At 70.6% G+C, this 22,687-nt stretch carries 21 protein-coding genes and 1 pseudogene; 13 read left to right on the top strand and 9 right to left on the bottom strand.

The genetic code is table 11. The features are described 5' to 3' along the window. The first annotated feature begins 11 nt into the window (after positions 1 to 11). The gene (locus H6G99_RS03645; protein WP_190609947.1) at positions 12 to 1,625 is read left to right on the top strand and encodes a glycosyltransferase; all 1,614 of its coding nucleotides are present in this window, start codon (positions 12 to 14) and stop codon (positions 1,623 to 1,625) included. Between the two features lie 63 nt (positions 1,626 to 1,688). Here the strand turns inward: H6G99_RS03645 and H6G99_RS03640 are convergent, their stop codons facing one another. Continuing rightward, positions 1,689 to 2,780 carry a calcium/sodium antiporter gene (locus H6G99_RS03640; RefSeq protein ID WP_190609946.1) on the bottom strand — a complete coding sequence of 364 codons (1,092 nt, stop codon included), beginning with the start codon at positions 2,778 to 2,780 and terminating at the stop codon, positions 1,689 to 1,691. A gap of 148 nt (positions 2,781 to 2,928) precedes the next feature. Between H6G99_RS03640 and H6G99_RS03635 the strand changes: the two genes are divergently transcribed. After that, on the top strand, positions 2,929 to 4,542 hold the full coding sequence (locus H6G99_RS03635; RefSeq protein ID WP_190609944.1) for a B12-binding domain-containing radical SAM protein: 1,614 nt from the start codon (positions 2,929 to 2,931) through the stop codon (positions 4,540 to 4,542). On the opposite strand, the gene H6G99_RS03630 is transcribed toward H6G99_RS03635, so the two are convergent. Together H6G99_RS03630 and purU are read right to left on the bottom strand one after the other, a co-directional pair. Further along, entirely contained in the window at positions 4,469 to 5,716 is a 1,248-nt protein-coding gene (locus H6G99_RS03630; protein ID WP_190609943.1) for an O-antigen ligase family protein, read from the bottom strand. The genes H6G99_RS03635 and H6G99_RS03630 overlap by 74 nt on opposite strands. Positions 5,717 to 5,798: 82 nt before the next feature. Beyond that, positions 5,799 to 6,653, bottom strand: a complete 855-nt coding sequence (purU, locus tag H6G99_RS03625; protein WP_190609941.1) for a formyltetrahydrofolate deformylase — start codon at positions 6,651 to 6,653, stop codon at positions 5,799 to 5,801. A 124-nt stretch (positions 6,654 to 6,777) separates the two neighbouring features. Between purU and psbQ the strand changes: the two are divergent. Further along, a pseudogene (psbQ, locus tag H6G99_RS03620) lies at positions 6,778 to 7,233 on the top strand (photosystem II protein PsbQ); the annotation flags it as partial. 157 nt (positions 7,234 to 7,390) lie between these two features. Then, positions 7,391 to 8,530, top strand: a complete 1,140-nt coding sequence (locus H6G99_RS03615; RefSeq protein WP_190609938.1) for an NAD(P)/FAD-dependent oxidoreductase — start codon at positions 7,391 to 7,393, stop codon at positions 8,528 to 8,530. A gap of 76 nt (positions 8,531 to 8,606) precedes the next feature. On the opposite strand, the gene dnaK is transcribed toward H6G99_RS03615, so the two are convergent. Continuing rightward, positions 8,607 to 10,511, bottom strand: a complete 1,905-nt coding sequence (gene dnaK, locus H6G99_RS03610) for a molecular chaperone DnaK (protein WP_190609936.1) — start codon at positions 10,509 to 10,511, stop codon at positions 8,607 to 8,609. Positions 10,512 to 10,687: 176 nt separating this feature from the next. Between dnaK and H6G99_RS03605 the strand changes: the two genes are divergently transcribed. The 4 genes from H6G99_RS03605 to H6G99_RS03590 all read left to right on the top strand — a co-directional run bounded on the left by H6G99_RS03605 (position 10,688) and on the right by H6G99_RS03590 (position 13,350). Then, complete coding sequence (locus H6G99_RS03605; RefSeq protein WP_190609934.1) at positions 10,688 to 11,602, top strand: shikimate dehydrogenase; 915 nt, start codon at positions 10,688 to 10,690, stop codon at positions 11,600 to 11,602. A 36-nt stretch (positions 11,603 to 11,638) separates the two neighbouring features. Next, the gene (locus H6G99_RS03600) at positions 11,639 to 12,106 is read left to right on the top strand and encodes a Tic20 family protein (protein WP_190609933.1); all 468 of its coding nucleotides are present in this window, start codon (positions 11,639 to 11,641) and stop codon (positions 12,104 to 12,106) included. An 80-nt stretch (positions 12,107 to 12,186) separates the two neighbouring features. Next, positions 12,187 to 12,549 carry a 30S ribosomal protein S6 gene (rpsF, locus tag H6G99_RS03595; RefSeq protein WP_094586245.1) on the top strand — a complete coding sequence of 121 codons (363 nt, stop codon included), beginning with the start codon at positions 12,187 to 12,189 and terminating at the stop codon, positions 12,547 to 12,549. 57 nt (positions 12,550 to 12,606) lie between these two features. Then, entirely contained in the window at positions 12,607 to 13,350 is a 744-nt protein-coding gene (locus H6G99_RS03590; protein ID WP_094586246.1) for a hypothetical protein, read from the top strand. Here the strand turns inward: H6G99_RS03590 and H6G99_RS03585 are convergent. Next, positions 13,313 to 14,527, bottom strand: coding sequence for an argininosuccinate synthase (locus H6G99_RS03585; protein ID WP_094586247.1), 1,215 nt, complete (start codon positions 14,525 to 14,527; stop codon positions 13,313 to 13,315). The two genes, H6G99_RS03590 and H6G99_RS03585, sit on opposite strands and share 38 nt — an antisense overlap. Before the next feature lie 87 nt (positions 14,528 to 14,614). Further along, positions 14,615 to 14,827, bottom strand: coding sequence for a hypothetical protein (locus H6G99_RS03580; protein WP_094586248.1), 213 nt, complete (start codon positions 14,825 to 14,827; stop codon positions 14,615 to 14,617). Positions 14,828 to 14,880: 53 nt separating this feature from the next. Here H6G99_RS03580 and H6G99_RS03575 point away from each other — a divergent pair, with 53 nt between their 5' ends. The 3 genes from H6G99_RS03575 (at position 14,881) to H6G99_RS03565 (ending at position 16,553) form a co-directional block, all read left to right on the top strand. Continuing rightward, a complete protein-coding gene (locus H6G99_RS03575) occupies positions 14,881 to 15,132 on the top strand; it encodes a DUF3134 family protein (protein WP_015109952.1) in 252 nt (83 codons plus the stop codon). A 34-nt stretch (positions 15,133 to 15,166) separates the two neighbouring features. Continuing rightward, positions 15,167 to 16,243 carry a phospho-N-acetylmuramoyl-pentapeptide-transferase gene (gene mraY, locus H6G99_RS03570; protein WP_094586249.1) on the top strand — a complete coding sequence of 359 codons (1,077 nt, stop codon included), beginning with the start codon at positions 15,167 to 15,169 and terminating at the stop codon, positions 16,241 to 16,243. A gap of 61 nt (positions 16,244 to 16,304) precedes the next feature. Continuing rightward, positions 16,305 to 16,553, top strand: a complete 249-nt coding sequence (locus H6G99_RS03565) for a hypothetical protein (RefSeq protein ID WP_094586250.1) — start codon at positions 16,305 to 16,307, stop codon at positions 16,551 to 16,553. A 30-nt stretch (positions 16,554 to 16,583) separates the two neighbouring features. On the opposite strand, the gene H6G99_RS03560 is transcribed toward H6G99_RS03565, so the two are convergent. Continuing rightward, positions 16,584 to 16,772, bottom strand: coding sequence for a 5'-phosphoribosylglycinamide transformylase (locus H6G99_RS03560; RefSeq protein ID WP_353617160.1), 189 nt, complete (start codon positions 16,770 to 16,772; stop codon positions 16,584 to 16,586). A gap of 84 nt (positions 16,773 to 16,856) precedes the next feature. Between H6G99_RS03560 and purT the strand changes: the two genes are divergently transcribed. Together purT and H6G99_RS03550 are read left to right on the top strand one after the other, a co-directional pair. Next, complete coding sequence (gene purT / locus H6G99_RS03555; protein ID WP_190609931.1) at positions 16,857 to 18,062, top strand: formate-dependent phosphoribosylglycinamide formyltransferase; 1,206 nt, start codon at positions 16,857 to 16,859, stop codon at positions 18,060 to 18,062. Positions 18,063 to 18,197: 135 nt separating this feature from the next. Then, the gene (locus tag H6G99_RS03550; protein WP_353617158.1) at positions 18,198 to 19,127 is read left to right on the top strand and encodes an LCP family protein; all 930 of its coding nucleotides are present in this window, start codon (positions 18,198 to 18,200) and stop codon (positions 19,125 to 19,127) included. A 4-nt stretch (positions 19,128 to 19,131) separates the two neighbouring features. Here the strand turns inward: H6G99_RS03550 and H6G99_RS03545 are convergent, their stop codons facing one another. Both H6G99_RS03545 and uvrA read right to left on the bottom strand, forming a co-directional pair. Further along, entirely contained in the window at positions 19,132 to 19,626 is a 495-nt protein-coding gene (locus H6G99_RS03545) for a tellurite resistance TerB family protein (protein ID WP_190609928.1), read from the bottom strand. Between the two features lie 3 nt (positions 19,627 to 19,629). Next, on the bottom strand, positions 19,630 to 22,656 hold the full coding sequence (gene uvrA / locus H6G99_RS03540) for an excinuclease ABC subunit UvrA (protein ID WP_286190978.1): 3,027 nt from the start codon (positions 22,654 to 22,656) through the stop codon (positions 19,630 to 19,632). Positions 22,657 to 22,687 lie beyond the last annotated feature (31 nt).

Here is a 22,687-nt window from a genome sequence, read left to right as displayed (position 1 = left end):
GCGGCTGAGCCATGCCGACCACTTCTCCAGGCCTCAGCCTGATCATCGGCAGCCGCAACGAGGGTGACTATCTGAGGCGAACTGTTGAGGGTGCATTGGCGCTCACGCCCCCCGAGGGCGGCCTTGAGTGCTCCCTCTACGACGACGCCTCAAGCGATGGCAGCACGGACTTCTGCGACGAACCCCACTGGCGTCAACGTCGCGACCAGGGAACGGTTCGACTGCAGCGCGGGGCCTTCCGGATTGGTGTTTCCCGGGGCCGTCGCCAGGGTGCGGCCGGCTGCCGTGCGGAGGTCCTGGTGTTCCTCGATGCCCATCTGGAGTTTCCCCAGAGCGATCTCTGGTTGAAGGTTCAGGACCATTTCCGCAACCCAGGCTGCGATCTGCTGGGGATCGACTGTTTTGACAGTCGTAATGGTGCCTCCACCGCCGGCTCGATCTACAGCAGTAAGCGGCTGTGCCATCTGAATCCTGCCTGGGTGAGGCTTCAATCCGATCCCCTGGTCGATGTGACGGCGCCCTTCGTGAATGGCGGCTTCTTTGCCATCCGCCGGCAGGTGTACGAACGCCTGGAAGGTTTTCCGGACTTCCTGGAGGACTGGGGCCATGAGGATCGTTTCCTTTCGATGCTGGCTGGGCTCTGTGGCTACCACTGCCGCGTTGATCAACGCCTGCGCGTCGGCCATCTCTACAAGGATGTGTTCAATGAACAGGAGGGACTGACCCAGCCGGAAGCCTTCTCGGACCCCCTCCCGAGCGATGGGGTTGTGTTACCGGAGGTTGTTTTCCGCCATGCCGATGCAGCCACACGGGGTGTGTCGACGATGTTGATGAACAGCCTGCGTTGTGGCGCCGTGCTTTACAGCGCCGAGGTGGCGGAGCGCATGCATGAACAATTGCGCTTCGATTTCGGTGCTAAGATGGTCGAAACGGCCTTGCAGCTGCTCCTGCAGGAGAAGCCCCAGCTCAAAACTCTGATGCTGCGCCTCGGCCTGGGCCCAGAACAGCGGGACCGGCAGATGGTGGACTTCTTCCAGCGTTTCCGGCCCGTGCTGCCGATGCTCGATGAGGCGGAGCTTCATGCCACGGCTCACTTGCAGGATGCCCAACTGGCGCTCGATCGGGTGCGCCAGTTGCCCCTGGCGCTGTCGTCGCTCCATCAGCCGGATGCTGACCACTACCGCACGGCCCGCCTCTACCGCGAGGCCCTCTATGGCTTCCAGCTGCAGCGGCACGAGGAGGCGACCCGTCTACTGGCCGAGTTGCTGACGATTGATCCGGACTACCTGCCAGCCATCTGCCTGCTGGCCGTGAATCTTCGGGCCGTGGGGCGACAAGCGGGCGAAAGATTCTGGCTGCAGCGCGGTGCCGACATCATCGAGCGCCACCGACAGGTCGGACCAGGGCCGATTGGAGCCTTCCACCCCGCCAGCCTCAATCCCTACCTTCGCCATCTCTACTGGCCTGAAGCCGATCGGATGATCTGGGCAGCCCTGGCGGATCTTGAGGAACGGGCCGGACACCCCTCTGCCGCGGTGGGATGGCTACTCAAGCTGCTCGATCAATCGCCTGAGGAGAGTGCCGTACGGGAGCAGCTGTTGCGTTTGATTCAGCCAGCTGGTTGATTTCGCCATGCATGCCATGCGCTCCGCTACCAACGCTCCACCCAAGGGCTGGCCTACCCGTTCCTATTCGCCGCCCTGAACGGCCAGGAGCTTGCGCTGCTGCTTCCAGCGCAGCACCTGCCAGACCAGGAACACCATCAGCAGGGGCAGCACCGCCACCAGAACCACGAACCGGTAGGTGTTGTCGACGATCTCACCGCCGACGGTGGCGGCCAGGACCTGCTCCACCAGATAGAGCCCGTAAAGACCCAGCAGCAGCCAGCCTTCGAGGCGGCTGATCACCCCGTTGGTCCAGAAGATCGGCAGGCAGGCCAGGGTGGTGGCCACCATGATCGGCAGGTCGCGGCTCACCATCACCGGATCCACCGCCAGCCCCTTGCCGCCGGAGACCACGGCGCAGAGGCCCAGGATCACCACCTGGTTGAGCAGGTTGCTGCCCACGACGTTGCCGATGGCCAGGTCGGCCTTGCCCCGGTAGGCGGCCACCACGGAGGTGACCAGCTCGGGCATGGAGGTGCCGGCCGCCACGATCGTCAGGCCGATCACCGTCTGGCTCACCCCCAGGGCCACGGCGGCCGTGGTGGCCCCCCGCACCAGCAGCTGGGAGCCGAGCACCAGCAGGGCCAGGCCCGCCGCCAGCTTGAGGGAGGCCACCAGCGGTGTGGCCCGCTCGTTCTCGTTGTCCTCGTCGTCCTCGGAATCCTCCGAGGCGGTGCGGATCTCCCAGACGAGATTGGCCACCATCGCGAACAGCAGCGCCACCCCCGCCTGCCAGGTGAGCCGGCCCCCCGAGGCCATGCCCCACACGGCCATGGAGATGCCCAGCAGCAGGGGCACGTCCCGGCGCACCAGACGGCTCTTCACCCGCAGGGGAACGATGGCCGCGCTGGCGCCCAGCACCACCAGAATGTTGAAGATGTTGCTGCCCACCACGTTGCTGACCGCCAGGTCGGCGTCGCCATTGAATGTGGAGATCAGGCTCACGAACAGTTCCGGGGTGCTGGTGCCCAGGGACACCACCGTCAGGCCGATCACCAGCTGGGGAATGCCCAGCAGCAGGGACAGGGCGACGGAACCGGCCACGAACAGTTCCCCGCCGCCGAACAGCACCAGAATCCCGAGGACGATCTCGACGAAACTGGGCAGGGTGGGCATGGCGAGCGGTCGTTGAGCGCCCGACTTTAGGGAGCCGCCACCGCGTCCCCGGAAGTGACACGCTGGATCTCCCCGTCCCGCCGCCCCCCTGAACCAGGAAACCCTGCTGTTCGAGCCGGCCCAACCGGCCGCCGATGCCCTGCGCACCGTGCTGGCCTTCCCGAGCAGCTATTCGGTGGGGATCACCAGCCTGGGCTACCAGGTGGTGTGGGCCAGCCTGGCGCGCCGCAGCGACCTGGACGTGCGGCGGCTGTTCACCGACCAGGGGGATCCGCCGCACCGCCATTGCGACCTGTTCGGCCTGTCGCTCAGCTGGGAGCTGGACGGACCGGTGCTGCTAGACCTGCTGGAGCGGCAGGGCATCCCCCTGTGGAGTCACCAGCGGCGGGAGGACGACCCGATCGTGTTCGGCGGCGGCCCGGTGCTCACCGCCAATCCGGAGCCCCTGGCCCCCTTCTTCGATGTGGTGCTGCTCGGTGACGGCGAGCTGCTGCTGCCCGCCTTCATCGACGCCCTCCAGGCCGCCCGCCCCCTGCCCCGGTCCGAACGCCTGCGGCAGCTGGCCCAGGTTCCCGGGGTCTATGTGCCGGCGCTCTACGCCCCCCGCTACGACGCCGACGGCGCCCTGCTGGCGGTGGAGCCCACCGCCGCCGACCTGCCGGCCACCATCGCCAAGCAGACCTGGCGCGGCAACACCCTCAGCCATTCCACGGTGATCACGCCGGAGGCGGCCTGGCCCTCGATCCACATGGTGGAGGTGGCCCGCAGCTGCCCGGAACTGTGCCGCTTCTGCCTGGCCAGCTACCTGACCCTGCCATTCCGCACCGCCTCCCTCGACGACGGCCTGATCCCGGCGGTGGAGACGGGCCTGGCGGTGACCCAGCGGCTCGGCCTGCTGGGCGCTTCGGTGACCCAGCACCCCCAGTTCGCCGACCTGCTCACCTGGCTCGATCAGGACCGCTTCGAGGGCACCCGGGTCAGCGTCAGCTCGGTGCGGGCCGCCACGGTGACCCCCCAGCTGGGGCGGATCCTGGCCCGGCGGGGCAGCAAGTCACTGACGATCGCGATCGAGAGCGGCAGCGAACGCATGCGCCGGGTGGTCAACAAGAAGCTGGTCGGCGAGGAGATCTTCGCGGCGGCCCGCTACGCGAAGGAAGGGGGCCTCAGCGGCCTGAAGCTCTACGGCATGGCCGGCCTGCCGAGCGAGGAGGAGGCCGACATCGAAGCCACCGCCGACCTGCTGCTGGCCCTCAAGAAAGCCACCCCGGGCCTGCGGCTGAGCCTCGGGGTGAGCACCTTCGTGCCCAAGGCCCACACCCCCTTCCAGTGGGAAGGGGTGCGGCCGGAGGCGGAGAAGCGCCTGCAGCGGCTGGCGCGGCGCCTGCAGCCCAAGGGCATCGAACTGCGCCCCGAGAGCTACGGCTGGAGCGTGATCCAGGCCCTGCTCTCCCGCAGCGACCGCCGCCTGGCGCCCGTGATCGCCGCGGCCCGTGGCCAGCACGACAGCCAGGGCGGCTGGAAGAAGGCCTACCGGGCAGCCCGCGCCGGCGAGGTGGCCGCACCGGCGGATCTGCCGGTCCCCCTGCCGGCGCCGCCCCCCTGGGAGGAGGTGGTCCACGCCACCTGGGGGGAAGAACGGGTGCTGCCCTGGACCCATCTGGAGGGCCCGCTACCAGCCGCCACCCTGCTCAGGCACCGGCAGGAGGCGCTGGCTGGCGATAGCAGCGCAGACCCGCCAGCAGCACCCAGCCCGCCACATTGATCCGGCTGTCGTAAAGAGGGATGTCGGTGGCGTGCAGGGCCACCAGCACCAGGACCGCGGCCCACCAGGCCCGGTCGAAGAGGGTGCCGCCGGCCATGCCCAGCCAGCCGGCCCGGACCAGCAGCCACAGCACCAGGCCCACCACCAGGACCGCGACCGGCACCCCGTGGCTCATCGCCAGATCGATCGGCAGGTTGTGGGGATGGCCGTGCCAGAAGCCGGTGCGCATCGGGTAAATGATGCTGAAGGCGGCCGCCCCCCAGCCCAGCCAGGGCCGTTCGGCGATCAGCCCAAGGGCCACCTGCCACTGGGCCAGGCGCGTGATCGCCAGAGGTCGCTGGCCGCCGTGGTCGAGGTCGATCAGCCGGCCCCAGATCGCCTCGGGCACCACCTGCCGGGCCAGCTCCTGCGGGGCCGCCGGCACCCAGGGCAGGGTGGAGAGGCCGATCACCGCCAGCACCACCAGCAGCACCGGCAGCAGCCACAGCCAGCTGCCGGGCCCGGCCACCACGGGCACCGCCAGCAGCAGGGCCCCCCAGGCATTGCGGGAATCGGTGAGGAACACCGCCGCCACCAGGCCGGCGGCGATCACCAGCACCACCCCCCGGCGCCGCCATCCGAGACCGCCCTCGATCAGGGCCGCCAGGGTCAGGGGCCAGGCCAGCACCATCCAGGCCCCGGCGATGTTGGCGTAGTCGAAGAGTCCGGCCAGCCGTTCCGGCGGATTGCCGCCGGCCTTGATGTGCCAGATGATCAGGCCCCCCAGCCACTGGAAGGGTCCGCTCCAGCCCCACCAGATCTGGCCCAGGCCGGTGAGGATCACCGGCACCGTGCCGGCCACCACCGCCAGCGCCACGCGGCGGCGGGCGGCGGGGGTGCCGAGATACACCTGGAAACCCCAGAACCCCCAGAAAAAGGGCAGCCAGTTCCCCATCCCCAGCCAGGCCAGGTCATTGCTGGCGGCCCGGAAGCAGCCCAGCACCATCAGCACCGCCGCCGCCAGGAGCACGACGTTGACCCGGTCCGCCAGCACCGGGCGTCGGCCGCGGCTGCCCAGGATCAGGGCCAGCAGCAGGGCCAGGCCGGCCAGGAAGGCACTGCTGGCCAGCAGGAACATCCCCAGCTGGAAGCAGCGCCAGCCCAGGGGCGTGGCGGCGGCCGGCTTGGGCGCCATCAGGCGCTCATCGAGGGCAGAGAAACGGATCACCGGAGCGGCGGCGGCAGCGAAGGACCGACGGCGGGTCCCGGGGCAAGGCTCAATCAAACACAGCGGTTCGGCCCCGGTAGACCATCACCTGACGGCGCAGGAACAGTCGCACCGCCCGGGCCAGGGCCAGCCGTTCGGTGTCGCGGCCCTTGCGGATCAGGTCCTCCACCTCGTCGCGGTGGCCCACGTGCATGGTGGCCTGCTCGATGATCGGCCCGCCGTCCAGCTCCTCGGTGACGAAGTGGGCCGTGGCGCCGATCAGCTTGACCCCCCGCTCCCAGGCGCGGTGGTACGGCTGGGCCCCCTGGAAGGCGGGCAGGAAGGAGTGGTGGATGTTGATCACCTGGGAGAAGCGGGCCAGGAAGGCGGGGCTCAGCACCTGCATGTACTTGGCCAGCACCACCAGCTCGATCCGCTCCTCCTCCAGCAGGGCCAGCTGGGCCTGCTCCACCTCCGCGCGGGAGGCCGCCGTGATCGGCAGGTGCACGAAGCGGGCACCGAAATCAACCGCCAGCGCCTCCAGGTCCGGGTGGTTGGAGACCACCAGGGGCACCTGCATCGGCAGCTCCCCGGAGCGGGTGCGCCAGAGCAGGTCCACCAGGCAGTGGTCCTGGCGGCTGGCGAAGATCGCCACCCGGGGCAGGGCGTCGGAGAAGTGCACCTGGCCCTCGCCGCCGAGGCGCCCCGCCAGGGCCGCCACGGCCGGAACGATCGCCTCACGGGGCAGGCCGAACCCCTCCAGGGCCCATTCGATCCGGCTCAGGAACAGCCCCGCCCCCGCATCGGTGTGGTGGTCGGCATGGAGGATGTTGCCGCCATTGGCGGCCACCCAGCCCGAGAGTTCGCTCACCAGCCCTGGCCGATCGGGGCAGATCAGCTGCAGGATCGCCGTGAGGGAACGCATCAATGAATCCGGAACGGATCGGTCGGAACCGTCATGGTGGCGCAGGCGGGCCGGTAAAGTCACGGCGCCAGCCACGTCACTGCACCGTCCCATGGCCGTCGCGTCGATCTCCGCGCCCCTCTCCCTGATGGGTGTCCTGCGCCGCCTCAGCCTGCTTGCCGTGGCCCTGGTGCTCAGCGTTTCCCTGGTGGCCTGCTCGGGCGAGCAGACCCGCAAGCCGCCGACGATCAGCCCCGCCGACATGACCCTGATCGCCCGCCAGACCGAAGGGTTCCTGGCCGCGAAGGAGCGCCTGCCGGAACTGGCCGATCTGGTCAACGAGCGCAACTGGGTCTTCACCCGCAACCTGATCCACGGCCCGATGCAGGATCTGGGTCGCCAGATGCTCTACATCAACCAGCGCCTGCTGCCTGCCGACCGGGCCGAGGCCGCCAAGCGGGCCACCAAGCTGAAGGCCTCCCTGGCCAAGCTTGATGAGGCCGCCCGTCTGCAGGACGGCGAGAACCTCCGCAAGGACTACATCAAGGTGGCCACCGGCTTCAGCTCCTACGCCGAGGTGATTCCGGCCGAAGCCATCGCCCTGGCCGAATCCTTCAGCGCCGAGGCCAAGGTGTCCAACGCCGTGCCGCCGGCCCCCTCGCCCAACACCCCCGCGCCCCAGCCGGTCGCCAGCGGCGACGCCTGATCCGCACCCCGGCGGGGCCCCCTGCCCTCCTGCTGAAGCGGGACCGTCCCCTGTGAGCCCCTCCGGCACCTCCGTGATCGTGGTGGGGGGTGGCATCGTGGGCCTGGCCTGCGCCTGGTTCCTGCAGTGCCGCGGCCACACGGTGCTGCTGCTCGATCCGGCCCGGGCAGCCGCCGCGGCCGATGCCCCGGGCGAGGGCCCCGTGCGCAGCGGCAGCCTGGCCGCCCTCGGGGTGCTGATGGCCGACAGCTTCCACCGGGAGCGGGGCCGGGCCTGGGACCTGCGTCAGCGCAGCCTGGAGCTCTGGGCCGAATGGCGCCAGGAGCTGGCCCGACGGGGGCATCCGATCCCCTACCGCTCCGGCGTGCTGCTGCTGGCGGCGGATGGGGACGAGGAGGAACGCCTCGCGGCGCTGGGGGCACGCAAGCGGGCCCTGGGCCTGCCCCTCGAGCCCTGGGACCGGCGCCGGCTGGAGCAGCTCGAGCCAGGCCTGCCCCAGCCCTCCCTGGCGGGGCTCCACTCCGGCCGCGACGGCCAGCTGGATCCGGGATCGGCCCTGGCGGCCCTGGCGGCGGACGGCCGGCAACGGGGCCTGACCGTGCGGGCGGAGGCGGCCGTGGCCCTGCGGCGCGATGGCGGCGGCTGGCGGGTGGACCTGGCCGGCGGCGGCGCAGAGCGGGCGGCGTGGGTGGTGCTGGCGGCAGGGACCGCCAGCGGCACGCTGCTGAAGGCCGCAGCGGAGGTGGGCGCGGGGGTGGACAGTGGCCCCTGGGAGCTGGAGCCAGTGCTGGGCCAGGCCCTGGAGCTGGAGCTGGACGCCCCCCTCCCCGGCCCGTGGCCCGGAGCGGTGGTGTGGCGGGGCGTCAACCTGGTGCCCCGTCCCGACCTGGAGGGGGGCCGGCGCCTGTGGCTGGGGGCGACCCTGGAGCCGGGCCGCCGGGCCGACCCGGACCAGCTCAGGGAGCTGCGCGGCCTGGGCGGGGCGGCACCGGAGTGGCTGGAGGAGGCGCGGGTGGTGCGCCGCTGGCAGGGCCTGCGTCCCCGCCCCGTCGGCCGGCCGGCCCCCCTGCTGGAGCAGCCGGCCCCGGGGCTGCTGCTGGCGGGCGGCCACTACCGCAACGGCATCCTGCTGGCGCCGGCCAGCGCCGCCTGGGTGGCCGGGCAGATCGAGAGCCTTCCCACCGGCACCTGAACGCCGCGGCAGGCCATGAAAAAAGCCCCCCGAGGGGGGCTTGGTGCCGAGCGATCCGGGCCGGGCGGCCCGGGGATCACTTGCTCTCGGTGAACTCGGCGTCGATGACGTCATCCGCGGCGGAGGCGGTGCCGTTGCCGTTGCCACCGGGGGCGGCGCCGGCAGCGGCACCCTCGGCCCCGGCCTGCTGGTACACGGAGGCACCGGCGGCATAGAGAGCCTTCTGCAGCTCCTCGAGGCTGGCCTTGATGGCCGGGGAGTCGTCCTTCTCAAGGGCCTCCTTGAGGTCCTTGGCGAAGCCCTCCACCTTGGCCTTGTCCTCGGCGCCCACCTTGTCGCCGAGCTCGCCCAGCTGCTTCTCGGACTGGTAGATGAGGGTCTCGGCCTGGTTCTTCAGGTCGATCTTCTCCCGCTTCTCCTTGTCGGCGCTGGCATTCGCCTCGGCGTCCTTCACCATCTTGTCGACTTCGTTGTCGCTGAGGGTGGAGGCGCCGGTGATCGAGATGCTCTGCTCCTTGCCGCTGCCCTTGTCCTTGGCGGTGACGCTGAGGATGCCGTTGGCGTCGATGTCGAAGGTGACCTCGATCTGGGGCACGCCACGGGGGGCGGGGGGGATGCCGTCGAGGCGGAAGGTGCCCAGCGACTTGTTGTCGGAGGCCATCTCACGCTCGCCCTGCAGCACGTGGATCTCCACGTTCGTCTGGCCGTCGACGGCGGTGGAGTACACCTCCGACTTCTTGGTGGGGATGGTGGTGTTGCGGGTGATCATCTTGGTCATCACGCCGCCGAGGGTCTCCACACCCAGGGAGAGGGGGGTGACATCGAGCAGCAGGATGTCCTTGACCTCGCCGGCCAGCACACCGCCCTGGATGGCGGCACCCACGGCCACCACCTCATCGGGGTTGACGGTCTGGTTGGGGGTCTTGTTGGTGATCCGCTTCACCAGCTCCAGCACAGCGGGGATGCGGGTGGAACCACCCACCATGACGATCTCGTCGAGCTCGCTGGTGGAGAGCTTGGCGTCCTTGAGGGCCTGCTCCACCGGCACCCGGCAGCGGTCGATCAGCTTGGAGGCGAGCTCCTCGAACTTGGCCCGGGTGAGGGTGAGGTCGAGGTGCTTGGGCCCTTCGGGGGTGGCGGTGATGAAGGGCAGATTGATCTCAGCCTGGGTGGCGCTGGAGAGTTCGATCTTGGCCTTCTCGGCCGCCTCGGTGAGGCGCTGCAGGGCCTGCTTGTCCTGGCGCAGGTCGATGCCCTCGTTGGCCTTGAAGTTGTCGGCCAGGTGATCGACGATCACCTTGTCGAAGTCGTCGCCGCCCAGGTGGGTGTCACCGCTGGTGGAGAGCACCTCAAAGACGCCATCGCCCACTTCCAGCACGGAGACGTCGAAGGTGCCGCCGCCGAGGTCGAAGACGAGGATGCGCTCGTTGCTCTTGCGATCCAGGCCGTAGGCCAGGGCCGCGGCGGTGGGCTCGTTGATGATCCGCAGCACTTCGAGGCCGGCGATCTTGCCGGCGTCCTTGGTGGCCTGGCGCTGGGAGTCGTTGAAGTAGGCGGGGACCGTGATCACCGCCTGGGTGACGGTTTCACCCAGGTACTTGCCGGCGTCCTCGGCCAGCTTGCGCAGCACTTCGGCCGAGATCTCCTCGGGGGCGAACTGCTTGCTGAGCACCGGGCACTTGATCTTGACGTTGGAGCCGGCCTTCTCGACGCCGTAGCTGACTTCCTTGGACTCCTCGTTGACCTCATCGACCCGGCGGCCGATGAAGCGCTTGACGGAATAGAAGGTGTTCTCCGGGTTCATGACCGCCTGGCGCTTGGCGATCTGTCCGACCAGCTTGTCCTGGTTCTTCGTGTAGGCCACCACCGACGGCGTCGTGCGGAAGCCCTCGGCGTTGGCGATCACCGTGGGCTTGCCGCCCTCCATCACGGCGACGCAGCTGTTCGTGGTGCCGAGGTCAATACCGACGACCTTTCCCATGGATGACCACCTCCTGGTGTGGATGAAGTTCTGACTGGAGCCATCTTCCGCATCCAGGGTTCACCCAGGCGAGGGGTGGTTCCCGAACCGGTGCCGTACCGGGAAGGGGGTCTGGGCCTGTCGGAGCCTGGGATCCGGCGGACCTACGGTCGGGCGGCAGCTGCCCATGCGAGCCCATGCCAACCCCACAGGCAGCACCGGTGATCGGTGGTGGCACCGCCCTGGCGGGGGTGCTGGGGGATCCGGTGCGCCACTCCCTTTCACCGGCGATGCACAACGCCGCCATCGCCGCGCTGGGCCTCGACTGGGCCTACCTGGCCCTGCCGGTGGCGGCCGCGGACCTGGCCGTGGTGCTGCAGGGGCTGGAGGCGATCGACTGCCGCGGCCTCAACGTCACCCTGCCCCACAAGCAGGCCGCGGCCGCCCTGGCGCGGGAGCTGACACCGCTGGCACAGCGGCTGGGGGCGGTGAACACCCTGGTGCGACGGGACGGGGGCGGCTGGCTGGGCGCCAACACCGATGTGGAGGGGTTCCTGGCGCCGCTGCGGGGCCTGGCCGCCCGCGAGGCCCTGGTGCTGGGCTGCGGCGGCAGTGCCCGGGCGGTGGTGGCGGGCCTGGTGGAGCTCGGGCTGGGCCGGATCCGGGTGGCGGGCCGCGACAGCACCCGCCTGGGCCGTTTCCTCGCCTCCTGCGCCGACTGGGCCCCCGGCCTGGAACCCCTGGCCTGGGAACCCGGGGCGGACGGACAGCCCGACCCCCTGGCCGAGGCGCTGGCGGGCGCCGATCTGGTGGTGAACACCACGCCCCTGGGCATGGCCTCCGGCGGGGATCCGGCGGCGGCGGCGCGCTCGCCCCTGGATCCCGCCCAGGTGGCCCTGCTGCGGCCGGCCGCCACGGTCTACGACCTCATCTACATCCCCCGGCCCACCACCCTGCTGCGCCTGGCCGCTGAACGGGGCTGCCGCACCATCGACGGCCTGGAGATGCTGGTGCAGCAGGGGGCCGCCTCCCTGCGGCTCTGGAGCGGCCGGCCGGACGTGCCGGTGATCGCCATGCGGGACGCCGCCCTGGCCAGGCTGGGGGCCCCCTAGCCTGCGGGGACCGTCCACACCCGAGCCAGCGCCCCCATGGAAGGTCCTCCGATCTGGCAGCGGCTGCTGGGAGCCCTGGCCTACCTGCTGCCCCTGAGCGACGCCCTGCGCTTCGGCCAGTCCCTGTTCGACATGTTCCCGCTGCTGGGGTGGCTGGCGCTGCCGGCCCTGCCCCTGGTGGTCCTGGAGCAGGCCATCCCCTTCGGCGGCCTGGTGCTGTTCCTGCTGCTGTTCCTGCTGGTGGTGCGCAACCCCAAGGTGCCCTACCCGATCCGCTTCAACGTGCTGCAGGCGATCCTGATCGACATCGTGCTGGTGCTGCTCAGCCTGGCCTTCGACACGGTGCTGGCGCCCCTGGGCGCCGGCTTCGCCATCCGCACCCTCTCCAACACGATCTTCCTGGGCACGGTGCTGCTGGTGCTGTTCTCGGTGATCCAGAGCCTGCGGGGCAAGGAGGCCGACATCCCCACCGTCTCCGAGGCGGTGCGGATGCAGCTCTTCTGAAGGGGGCCACGGCGCTGCGATAGGGTCTTGAATCCGTCGCTGACGGGCCCCGGTGCCCTTCAGCCCCTCCACAGGCGACCATGACGCAGCCCTACTACGAAACGATGTATATCCTCCGGCCGGACATCCCGGAGGAGGAAGTCGAGACCCACGTCGCCAAGTACCGCGACATCGTCGTCGAGGCCGGCGCCGAAGTGCTCGACACCCAGATGCGCGGCAAGCGCCGCCTGGCCTACCCGATCGCCAAGCATCGGGAAGGCATCTACGTGCAGCTCAACCACAGCGGCAACGGCCAGCAGGTGGCCCTGCTCGAGCGGGCCATGCGTCTCTCCGAGGACGTGATCCGCTACCTGACTGTGATCCAGGACGGCCCCATGCCCCCGCCCCGCAGCGTCCCCGGCGCAGCGGTCGAAGTGGCCCCCACCGAAGCGGCGACGGCCTGATCCGGCTTGTTCTCCGCTGATCACTGGGCCTACATTCCCCCCAATGGGTGCTAGGCGATGACTGCGACGGACAAGTCCAAAGCCGGCGAGGAAGCCGGCGAGGAGGTCGGCCCGGAAGGCAGACCAGCGTCCCGTGGCCTGCCGGCCCAGCCGGCCTTTCCGCCCACCAGCTGGCCGGCCAGCCCGGCGCCGCCGGCGGCGAGTGTCCTGACGCCCGGCCAGCCGGTGGCCTCCGTTCCGGTGCCACCGCCGGCCAGCTTCAGTTTCGGAGAAGTTCCGGCCGTTGCGGATCCGGCCCCCATGGCCGTCGAGCCCGTCACTGACGACCTGGGGCCTGCCGTGGAGCCCGTCCCGCCGACATCAGCGATGCCGGCGGCAGCACCGGCGGTGGCCACGGCCAAGCCCACCAGCCTGGCGATCACCACCACCGGTCCCGACGCCCAGCAGCTTGAGATGGAGCTGGCCGCCGCCCGGGATGAGCTGAAGGCCCTGCACGAGATGCTGGAAGACCTTCCTGAGATCTTCGAGCGCAAGTTCCAGCAGCGCCTGGCCACGGTGATGGAGCACCAGAAGCACCTGCTCGCCGACAACCAGGCCCTGCGGGACCGGCTCTACAGCCTCAACCCCGCCGCGGCCGATGGGCCGCCCCCGGGCTCAGGCCGCCCCCAGCCCCTGCTGCTGCCCACGGTGGCCAGGAAGCAGGGCTGGGGCCAGGCCCTGAAGCGGGCCCTGCGGCTGGGCGGCGAAGGGGCGCCCCAGAAAATCAGTCGCCACGACGACGGGCGGCCCATAACCGCGTAGGCATCCCCCACACGTAGATGAAGCCCTCGGCGGCCCGGTGGTCGAAGAGATCCTCCGCGCCGTAGGTGGCCATGTCTGGCACATAGAGGCTGTCGCTGGCGCTGGAGCGCCCCACCACGGTGGCGCTGCCCTTCTGAAGCCGGATCCGCACCAGGCCGTTGACCGTGGCCTGGGTGCGGTCGAGAAAGCCGTCAAGGGCGTCCTTGAGGGGACCGAACCAGAGGCCCTGGTACACCAGATCCGCCCAGCTCATCTCGATCTGGCGCTTGTAGCGCAGCACGTCGGCAGCCAGGGTGAGGCTCTCCAGCTCCTGGTGGGCGCGGATCAGCAGCAGCAGGCCCGGGGTCTCGTAGATCTCCCGGCTCTTGATGCCCACCACCCGGTTCTCGATCATGTCGAGACGGCCGAAGCCATGGGCCCCCGCCAGGGCATTGGCCCGGCGGATCAGGGCCACCGGATCGAGGCGCTCGCCGTCGATGGCCACCGGATTGCCCTGCTCGAAGGCGATCTCCACCACCTGGCCTTCGGCCGGGGCGTCCGCCACCGACCGGGTCATGGCGTAGACCTCCTCCGGCGGCTCCACCATCGGATCCTCCAGGGGGCCGGCCTCGATGCTGCGGCCCAGGAGGTTGAGATCGATGGAATAGGGGGACTTCTTGCTCACCGGCGCCGGGATGTCGCAGCGCTCGCCGTAGGCGATCGTCTCCTCCCGGCTCATGCCCCACTCCCGGGCCGGGGCCAGCACCTTGAGGTCGGGGGCCAGGGCGCCGATGGCGACGTCGAAGCGCACCTGGTCGTTGCCCTTGCCGGTGCAGCCGTGGGCCACCGCGTCGGCCCCCACCTCGCGGGCCACCTCGACGAGGCGGCGGGCGATCAGGGGGCGGGCCAGGGCCGTGGAGAGGGGGTAGCGCCCCTCGTAGAGGGCATTGGCGCGGATCGCCGGGAAGGCGAACTCGCGGATGAAGGGATCGATCAGGTCGTCCACCCGCGACTGGCTGGCGCCGGCCGCCAGGGCCTTGAGACGGATCGGCTCCAGCTCGTCCCCCTGGCCGAGGTCGGCGGCGAAGGTGATCACCTCCTTCACCCCCCACTCGCGCATCAGGTACGGGATGCAGACGCTGGTGTCGACACCACCGGAATAGGCGAGCACCACCCGCTCGGCACGCGGTGTGCCCATGGGCGATTCAGCGCCCGCCCCCTGCTGCCCCAACGTCGCCATCCGTGCCGCTCCTGCGCTGTGGCGACCGATTCTGGCGCCTGGGGGTCATTCTCCCCCCTGGTCCGCCGGCGGCAGCCGCCAGCGCAGCAGCACCACCAGGGCCAGCAGCAGCGGCGGCCCCAGCACCAGGGCGGCCACCACCGCCGGCTGGACAGGCAGGGGCTGGGGCCAGCGCAGGCCGGCGGCGGCCAGCAGGGTGCTGAGCAGGAGGGCCGCCGACCAGAGACGGCCCACCTCCAGGAACTTGGCTGGGGTCATGGGGGCGGCGCGATAGAGTGGTGAGTCGGTCCTTGACGACCCAGCCTGACGGCATGAGCATTCTCGACACCATCAACCCCTCCCTGACCCGCTACCGGCGCAACGAGCCGGCGCCGGTGCTGCCGCTGCGGGATGAGCCCGATCTGCTGAGCCTGCTGGAGGCCAGCGGCCGCCTGGTCGCCGACGAGGAGACCGCCAGCACCGATGTGAGCACGGTGGAGGAGGAGGAGCTGTCGGCGCTGATGGGCGAGAAGGAGGATTACAACCCGGCCGACGAGCCCTCGGAGGAAGACTGGGAGGACTGACGGTCCGCTCCGGCTCCACCCTGCAGCATTTCCGATGGCCTCCCGCGACGGCCGCTTCCCTGCGGCCCTGCTCGCCCTGATCCTGCTGGCCGCCTGCCTGGCCAGTGATGCCCTGGTGGCCAATTCCATGCTGACCCTGCCGCTGGTGGTGGCGGCCCTGGTCAGCGCCGGGGTGGCGGCCCTGGGGGTGCCGCGCCTGCGGGCCCTGAAGCTCGGCCAGGTGATCCGGGACGAAGGGCCCCAGGCCCACCACAGCAAGGCGGGCACCCCCACCATGGGCGGCCTGCTGGTGGTGCCCGTGGGGGTGCTGGTGGGGGGGCTGATCAGCCCGGAGGATCCCCGCCCGCTGGCGGTGGCAGCGGTCACCCTGGCCTACATGGCGATCGGCGCCGTCGACGACTGGCGCAGCCTCACCCGGCGCACCAACACGGGCCTGAGCCCCCGGGGCAAGCTGCTGCTCCAGGCCCTGGCCGCCGTCGGCTTCCTGGTCTGGGCCCACCAGGGCGGCTGGCTGGGGGGCGGGGTGCCAGGGGATCTGGGGCTGCCCTTCGGCCGGGTGCTGACCCTCGGGCTGCTGATCTGGCCGCTGGCCCTGTTTGTGTTCCTGGCCGAGAGCAACGCCACCAACCTCACCGACGGGCTCGACGGCCTGGCCGCCGGCTGCGGCGCCATCGTGTTCACGGGCATGGGGCTGCAGTTGATGCTGCGGGGGCACGGGGGCGATCCGGTGCTGGCCGCCTTCTGCACCGCCATGGCGGGCTGCTGGCTCGGCTTCCTCAGCCAGAACCGCCATCCGGCCCGGGTGTTCATGGGGGACACGGGCTCCCTGGCCATGGGGGCCGCCCTCTCCTCGGTGGCCCTGCTGACCGACAGCCTCTGGCCCCTGCTGCTGATGGGCGGGGTGTTCCTGGCCGAATCCCTCTCGGTGATCCTGCAGGTGGGGGTGTTCAAGGCCACCAAGGGCCCCGACGGCCAGGGGCGGCGCCTGTTCCGCATGGCGCCGCTGCACCACCACTTCGAACTCGGTGGACTGCCGGAGCAGAGCGTGGTGCTCGGTCTCTGGGGCGCCAGCCTGATACTGGTGCTGGTGGGACTGGTGCTGCTGCCCTGAGCAGCCGCCCCCTGTCGTCGATCGCGGCGACCCTGCCTACCGATCCGTCGCACCCCCGGCCATGGCGTTTTTCACCTGGAAGGAAACGGGCCTCACCGCCGACTGCGCCAGCCTGGAGGCGATGGCGTCACGGTTCGAGGAGGCGGCGGCCCTGATGCGCCGCATGGCCGATGAGGGCTTCAAGGTGGAGCGCCACCCGGAGGGGCAGCGCATCACCCACCCCGATCCGGCGGTGTTCGGGGCCTACGGCTTCGTGAGCGAGGAATCGGCCGAGAGCCAGCTCACCCTGCTGGAGGAGCCCGGCGCCTGAGGGGGCCAGATGCGTGGGGGGCCCGGCCGCTCAGCGGCGCAGGTAGCCCACCAGCCACACCACCACGAAGGCCAGGGACGACACGCCCAGGTAGACCAGCGTCCAGGTCTGGAAGTCCGAGACGCTCCATCCGAAGGGCAGCAGCCCGTTGGCCGCGTCACCGGCGGTGCTGAAGGCGAGGATTCGGGAGGCCAGGGGGCCGAAGCCCTGGGAGATCACGGGGAGAGCCGCAGGCATCGCGGCACGTTAGGGGAAGGGGCGCGCGCCGCGTCAGGATCGCCTGATCCGCACCCCACCCCAGCCATGGCACCAGGCCCTTCCCCCTTCCCGCGGACGGTGATGCTGCTGGGCAGCGGCGAGCTGGGCAAGGAGGTGGCCATCGCCGCCCAGCGGCTCGGCTGCCGCGTCATCGCCGTCGACCGCTACGCCGGTGCCCCCGCCATGGCGGTGGCGCAGGTGAGCGAGGTGGTGGCCATGGCCGACCCCGACGCCCTCAAGGCGGTGGTGCGGCGCCACCGGCCCGATGTGGTGATTCCGGAGATCGAGGCCCTGGCGGTGGATGCCCTGGCCGAGCTGGAGGCGGAAGGTCTCACCGTGATCCCCACCGCCCGGGCCACGGCGGTGACCATGAACCGCGACCGCATCCGTGACCTGGCTGCCGCCGGGCTGGGGCTGCGCACCGCCCGCTTCGCCTATGCCGAAAGCGCCGCCGAACTGGCGGCGGCGGCGGCGCCCCTGGCCTGGCCCGTGGTGGTGAAGCCGGTGATGAGTTCCTCGGGCAAGGGGCAGAGCGTGGTGCACGGGCCCGAGGCGATCGAAGCCGCCTGGGAGGCGGCGATGGCCGGTGCCCGGGGGGAGGGGGCGCGGGTGATCGTCGAGGAGTTCCTGCGCTTCAGCCTCGAGATCACCCTGCTGACGGTGCGCCAGTGGCAGGGGCCCACCCTGTTCTGCCCGCCGATCGGCCACATCCAGGAACGGGGCGACTACCAGTGCAGCTGGCAACCGGCCCGGCTGGGGGAGGAGCAGCTGGCAGCGGCCCAGGCGATGGCCCAGGCCGTCACCGACGACCTGGGCGGCGCCGGCCTGTTCGGGGTGGAGTTCTTCCTCTGCGGCGAGCCCGGCGCCGAGGAGGTGGTGTTCTCCGAGCTCTCGCCCCGGCCCCACGACACCGGCCTGGTGACGCTGGTGGGCCAGAACCTGAGCGAATTCGAGCTGCACCTGCGGGCGGTGCTGGGGCTGCCGATCCCGGAGATCCGCAGCCTCGGCGCAGCGGCCTCCCGGGTGATCCTGGCCGGTCCGGACGTGCCTCCGGGAGCCGGAAGCCCCAGCTACCTGGGGCTGGAACAGGCCCTGGCGGTGCCGGACACCCAGGTGCTGATCTTCGGCAAACCCGAGGTCCGGCCCTGGCGGCGCCTGGGGGTGGCCCTGGCCCGCGGCGACGATGAGGCGGACGCCCGCGGGCGCGCCGATGCGGCCGCGGCCTGCGTGCAGGTGCAGACCAGCCGATAAACCGCCACCACCACTGGTTTTTCGCCGCTTTGAGCCCTATGGTGCGCCCCTGCGGGTAGCACAATGACTCAGGCCCATTCCCCCTCGAGGCTGCCTCGCTCCCGGAAGACCCGGCAGAAGAGGGAACTCGGGGCGGTGGCGCTGCCTGAGAAGACCAGCACCCGGCCCGATCCGAAGCAGCGGCCTCCGGCGCCGCACCGGTCCCGCCGCCGGCCCCTGCTCACCTTCGGCGTCGGCGTCGCCGTCGGAGCCTTGATGGCGGGCCCCCTGCCGGCACGGATCGCCCCGTTCCTGGCGGGTCTGATCCCCAGCTCGCGGGGCATCGGCGCGGTGCTGAATCCGCTCACGATTGAGAACCGCCCGATCCTCGTGCTCGGCCGCGATGCCGTGGGCGAGAACACCGACGTGATGTTCACGGTGCGGCTCGATGGCGACATCACCCACATCACCCAGGTGCCGCGGGACACCTTCATCGAATCGCCCCAGCTGGGGGTGGTGAAGGCCAACTCCCTGTTCGCCCTCGGCGGCATCCAGACCGCCAAGGCGGAAGTGGGCACCCTGCTCGCCACCCCGGTGGAGCGCTACCTGAAGGTGAACCTCGACGCGGTCAACAAGCTGGCCGAAGCCCTCGGGGGCGTCGAGGTGGATGTGCCCAAGCGCATGTACTACGTCGACAACGCCCAGGGCCTCTACATCGACCTCTACCCCGGTAAACAGCTGCTGAAGGGCAAGGACCTGGAGGGTTTCCTGCGCTTCCGTCACGACGAGCGAGGCGACCTGGGCCGGATGGAACGCCAGCGCCAGGTGATGGCCGAGGTGTTCAGCAAGCTGGCCCAGCCGGCCACGATCGCCAAGCTGCCGGCCCTGCTGGAGATCGCCGGCAACGACATGGTCACCGACCTGTCGCCGATCGAGATGACCCAGCTGATGTCCGCCCTCGGCAAGACGAAGCTGAGCACCCAGCGGGTGCCCGGCCGCCTCTACTGGCACAACGACCTCAGCTACTGGATGCCGGACAGCAACCAGGCCTACCCCAGCGGCAGCGGCGAAGAGCCGCTGCCCTGAGGCCTCAGGCGGCCGGGCCCCGGCCGTCGTCCGGGGTGCGCCAGCCGGCGGTGAGCTCGGCCAGCAGCTGGGCGAGCCCCTCCTTCTTCGGCAGGTCGGCCTCCGCCGCCCACTCGATCTCCTGGATGCGGGCATCGGCGAGGCCCAGCAGCTCCACGAGATGGCGATAGGCCACCCGCTCCTGGGCGTTGATGCTGGACTCCGCCGGTGAGCGCCGACCCACCCGCACCATCATGTAGCTGAGCTTCAGGGCCAGCTGGCGGTCGTCGGAGCCGGGCAGCTGGGTCACCAGATCGTCCAGGCCCGCCACCGGCAGCCGCTCGGCCAGAAAGGCCTCCAGCTGCGCGTCGCCGAGGCCATTGGGGCTGTCGCCCTGCAACTGGGTGGCCACCTGCTCGGCCAACAGCTCCCGCTCGGCGGTGGAGCATTCGCCGTCGGCCCAGGCGACGGTGCAGACGATGCGCAGCAGGGCCGCCTGGGTGGGGGTGAGTTCAGCCAAGGGTCAGGCCGCGAGGGGGATGGGGGGATGCTGCTCCAGCACGTGCCGCAGGTAGCGGCCGGTGTGGCTGGCGGCGTTCTGGGCCACGGTCTCGGGGGTGCCGACGGCCACGATCTGGCCCCCCTTGTCACCGCCTTCCGGTCCGAGGTCGACCAGCCAGTCGGCACAGCGGATCACATCGAGGTTGTGCTCGATCACCAGGATCGAATTGCCCTTGTCCACCAGACGCTGCATCACGTCCATCAGCTTGTGGACGTCGTAGAAGCTGAGGCCCGTGGTGGGCTCGTCGATCAGGTAGAGGGTCTTGCCGGTGGCGCGGCGGGAGAGCTCGGTGGCCAGCTTCACCCGCTGGGCCTCACCGCCGGAGAGGGTGGGGGCGGGCTGGCCCAGCTTGATGTAGCCGAGGCCGACGTCCACCAGGGTGCTGAGACGCTCGCCGGCCTGGGGAATGGCGGCGAACACCTCGGCGGCCTGCTCCACCGTCATCTCCAGCACATCGGCGATGGTGTGGCCCCGGAACGTCACCTGCAGGGTCTCGCGGTTGTAGCGGGCCCCCTTGCAGACGTCGCACTGGACATAGACATCGGGGAGGAAGTTCATCTCGATCACGTTCACCCCCTGGCCGCTGCAGGCCTCGCAGCGGCCGCCCTTGACGTTGAAGCTGAACTGGCCCACCTGGTAGCCGCGGGCCTTGGCCTCCACCGTGGCGGCGAACACCTGGCGGATCGGATCGAAGGCGCCGGTGTAGGTGGCGGGGTTGGAGCGGGGGGTGCGGCCGATCGGCGACTGGTCGATGACGATCACCTTGTCGATCGCCTTGATGCCCCGCAGCTCCTCAAGGCCGGAGGGGAAAGGCACCTTCATGCCGAGGCGGTTCTCCAGGGCCGGGTGCAGCAGCTCGTTCACCAGGGTGCTCTTGCCGCTGCCGCTCACCCCGGTGACGCACACCAGCCGGCCGAGGGGGATCTCCACGTCGATGCCCTGGAGGTTGTTGCGGGTGCAGTTGGCCAGGGTGAGCCGGCGGCTGCCGGCATCGCGACGCTCGGCGGGGGTGGGGATGGAGCGGCGACCGCTCAGGTAGGCGCCGGTGAGGGAGGCCTCGGCGTTGAGCAGGTCGTCGAGGGAGCCCTCGGCGACGATGTGGCCGCCGTGGACGCCGGCACCGGGGCCGATGTCGACGAGGTAATCGGCGGCGCGGATCGTGTCCTCGTCGTGCTCCACCACGATCAGGGTGTTGCCCAGGTCGCGCAGCTTGGTGAGGGTGGCCAGCAGGCGGTCGTTGTCGCGCTGGTGCAGGCCGATGCTGGGCTCGTCGAGCACGTACAGCACGCCGGTGAGGCCGGCGCCGATCTGGGTGGCCAGGCGGATCCGCTGGGCCTCCCCGCCCGAGAGGGTCATGGCGGGCCGGTCCAGGCTCAGGTAGTCGAGGCCGACATCGAGCAGGAAGCGAAGGCGCATGCGGATCTCCCGCAGCACCAGGTCGCCGATCTGGATCTGGCGGCTGCTGAGCAGGGGCTCGGCCCCTTCGCTGGCCCCCACGCCCATCAGGGCCTCGATGCGCTCCAGGGTGACGGCCACGCTCACGGAGGTGAGCTCGTGGATGGCGTACGGCCCCACCCGCACCGCCAGGGCTTCGGGCCGCAGCCGCAGGCCGTGGCAGCTCTCGCAGGGCACCAGCTCCAGGTACTTCTCGAGCTTCTGGCGCATGGATTCGCCGCTGGCATCGCGCAGCTGGCGCTCCAGGATCGGCAGGATCCCCTCGAAGGGCCGCACATAGCCCTCGCTCTTGCGGTAGCGGCTGTCGGCCTTGATGGCGATCGGCTCCTGGCTGCCCTGCAGCAGCACCGTGCGCTGGGCGTCGGTGAGCTGGTCCCAGGGGGTCTTGAGCTCGAAGCCGAAGGCCTCACCGACGCTGAACAGCAGGGAGAAGTAGTAGCTGTTCTCCTTGTCGCTCCAGGGGGCGATGGCGGCGTACACCGGCAGGGAGGGGTCGGGCACCACCCGCTCCACGGTGAACCTGCGCAGATGGCCGATGCCGTGGCAGTCGGGGCAGGCGCCGTAGGGGCTGTTGAAGGAGAACAGGCGCGGCGAGAGCTCCTCCATCACGGCGCCGTGCACGGGGCAGGCGAAGTTCTCGGAGTAGAGCCGCTCCCGCTCCACGCCCTCGGGCAGGGGTTCGTCGGCCTTGGGCACCACCTCCACCAGGGCCAGGCCCTCGCCGCGCTTGAGGGCGGTGCGCAGGGAATCGGTGAGGCGCTCGTTGATGCCCTCGCGGGCCACCAGCCGGTCGACCACCACCTCGATGTGGTGGGCGTGGTTCTTGTCGAGCTCGATGTTGTCGGCCAGCTCGCGCACCTCGCCGTTGATCCGCACCCGGGCGAAGCCCTCCGCCACCAGGCCGGCCAGCAGCTTCACGTGGGTGCCCTTCTTGCCCCGCACCACGGGGGCCAGCAGCTGGTAGCGGGTGCCCTCGGGCAGGGTGAGGATCTGGTCCACCATCTCGTCGATGGACTGGGGCTTGATCGAGCGGTCGCACTGGGGGCAGTGGGGTTCGCCGGCGCGGCCGTAGAGGAGGCGCAGATAGTCCTGGATCTCCGTCACCGTCCCGACGGTGGAGCGGGGGTTGTGGCTGGTGGACTTCTGGTCGATCGAGATGGCGGGCGAGAGCCCCTCGATCGCATCCACGTCCGGCTTGTCCACCTGGCCGAGGAACTGGCGGGCGTAGGCGGAGAGGCTCTCCACGTAGCGCCGCTGGCCCTCGGCGAAGATCGTGTCGAAGGCGAGGGAGCTCTTGCCGCTGCCGCTCACCCCGGTGAACACCACCATGCGGTTGCGCGGGATGGTGAGATCGACGTTGCGCAGGTTGTGCTGGCGGGCCCCACGGACCCGGATCACATCCTCGAGGCTGCCGCCGGTGAGGGTGCGCAGGGCCTGGTCGGGAGAGGGGACGGCATCCTCCGGCAGCTTGCCGGAGGTGCCGTTGCCGGGAGCCGCGCTCTTGCTGGAGGATCCGACGCGGGCACGGGGCATGGGGGGCGGTCGGCAGCCGATGAGTCTACGG

This window comes from Synechococcus sp. FACHB-909, from assembly GCF_014698945.1.
In the GTDB taxonomy this organism is placed as follows: Bacteria; Cyanobacteriota; Cyanobacteriia; order PCC-6307; family Cyanobiaceae; genus Cyanobium.
The sequence above is the reverse complement of the archived record's forward strand: the minus strand, read 5'-3'. Positions and strand labels throughout refer to the sequence as shown.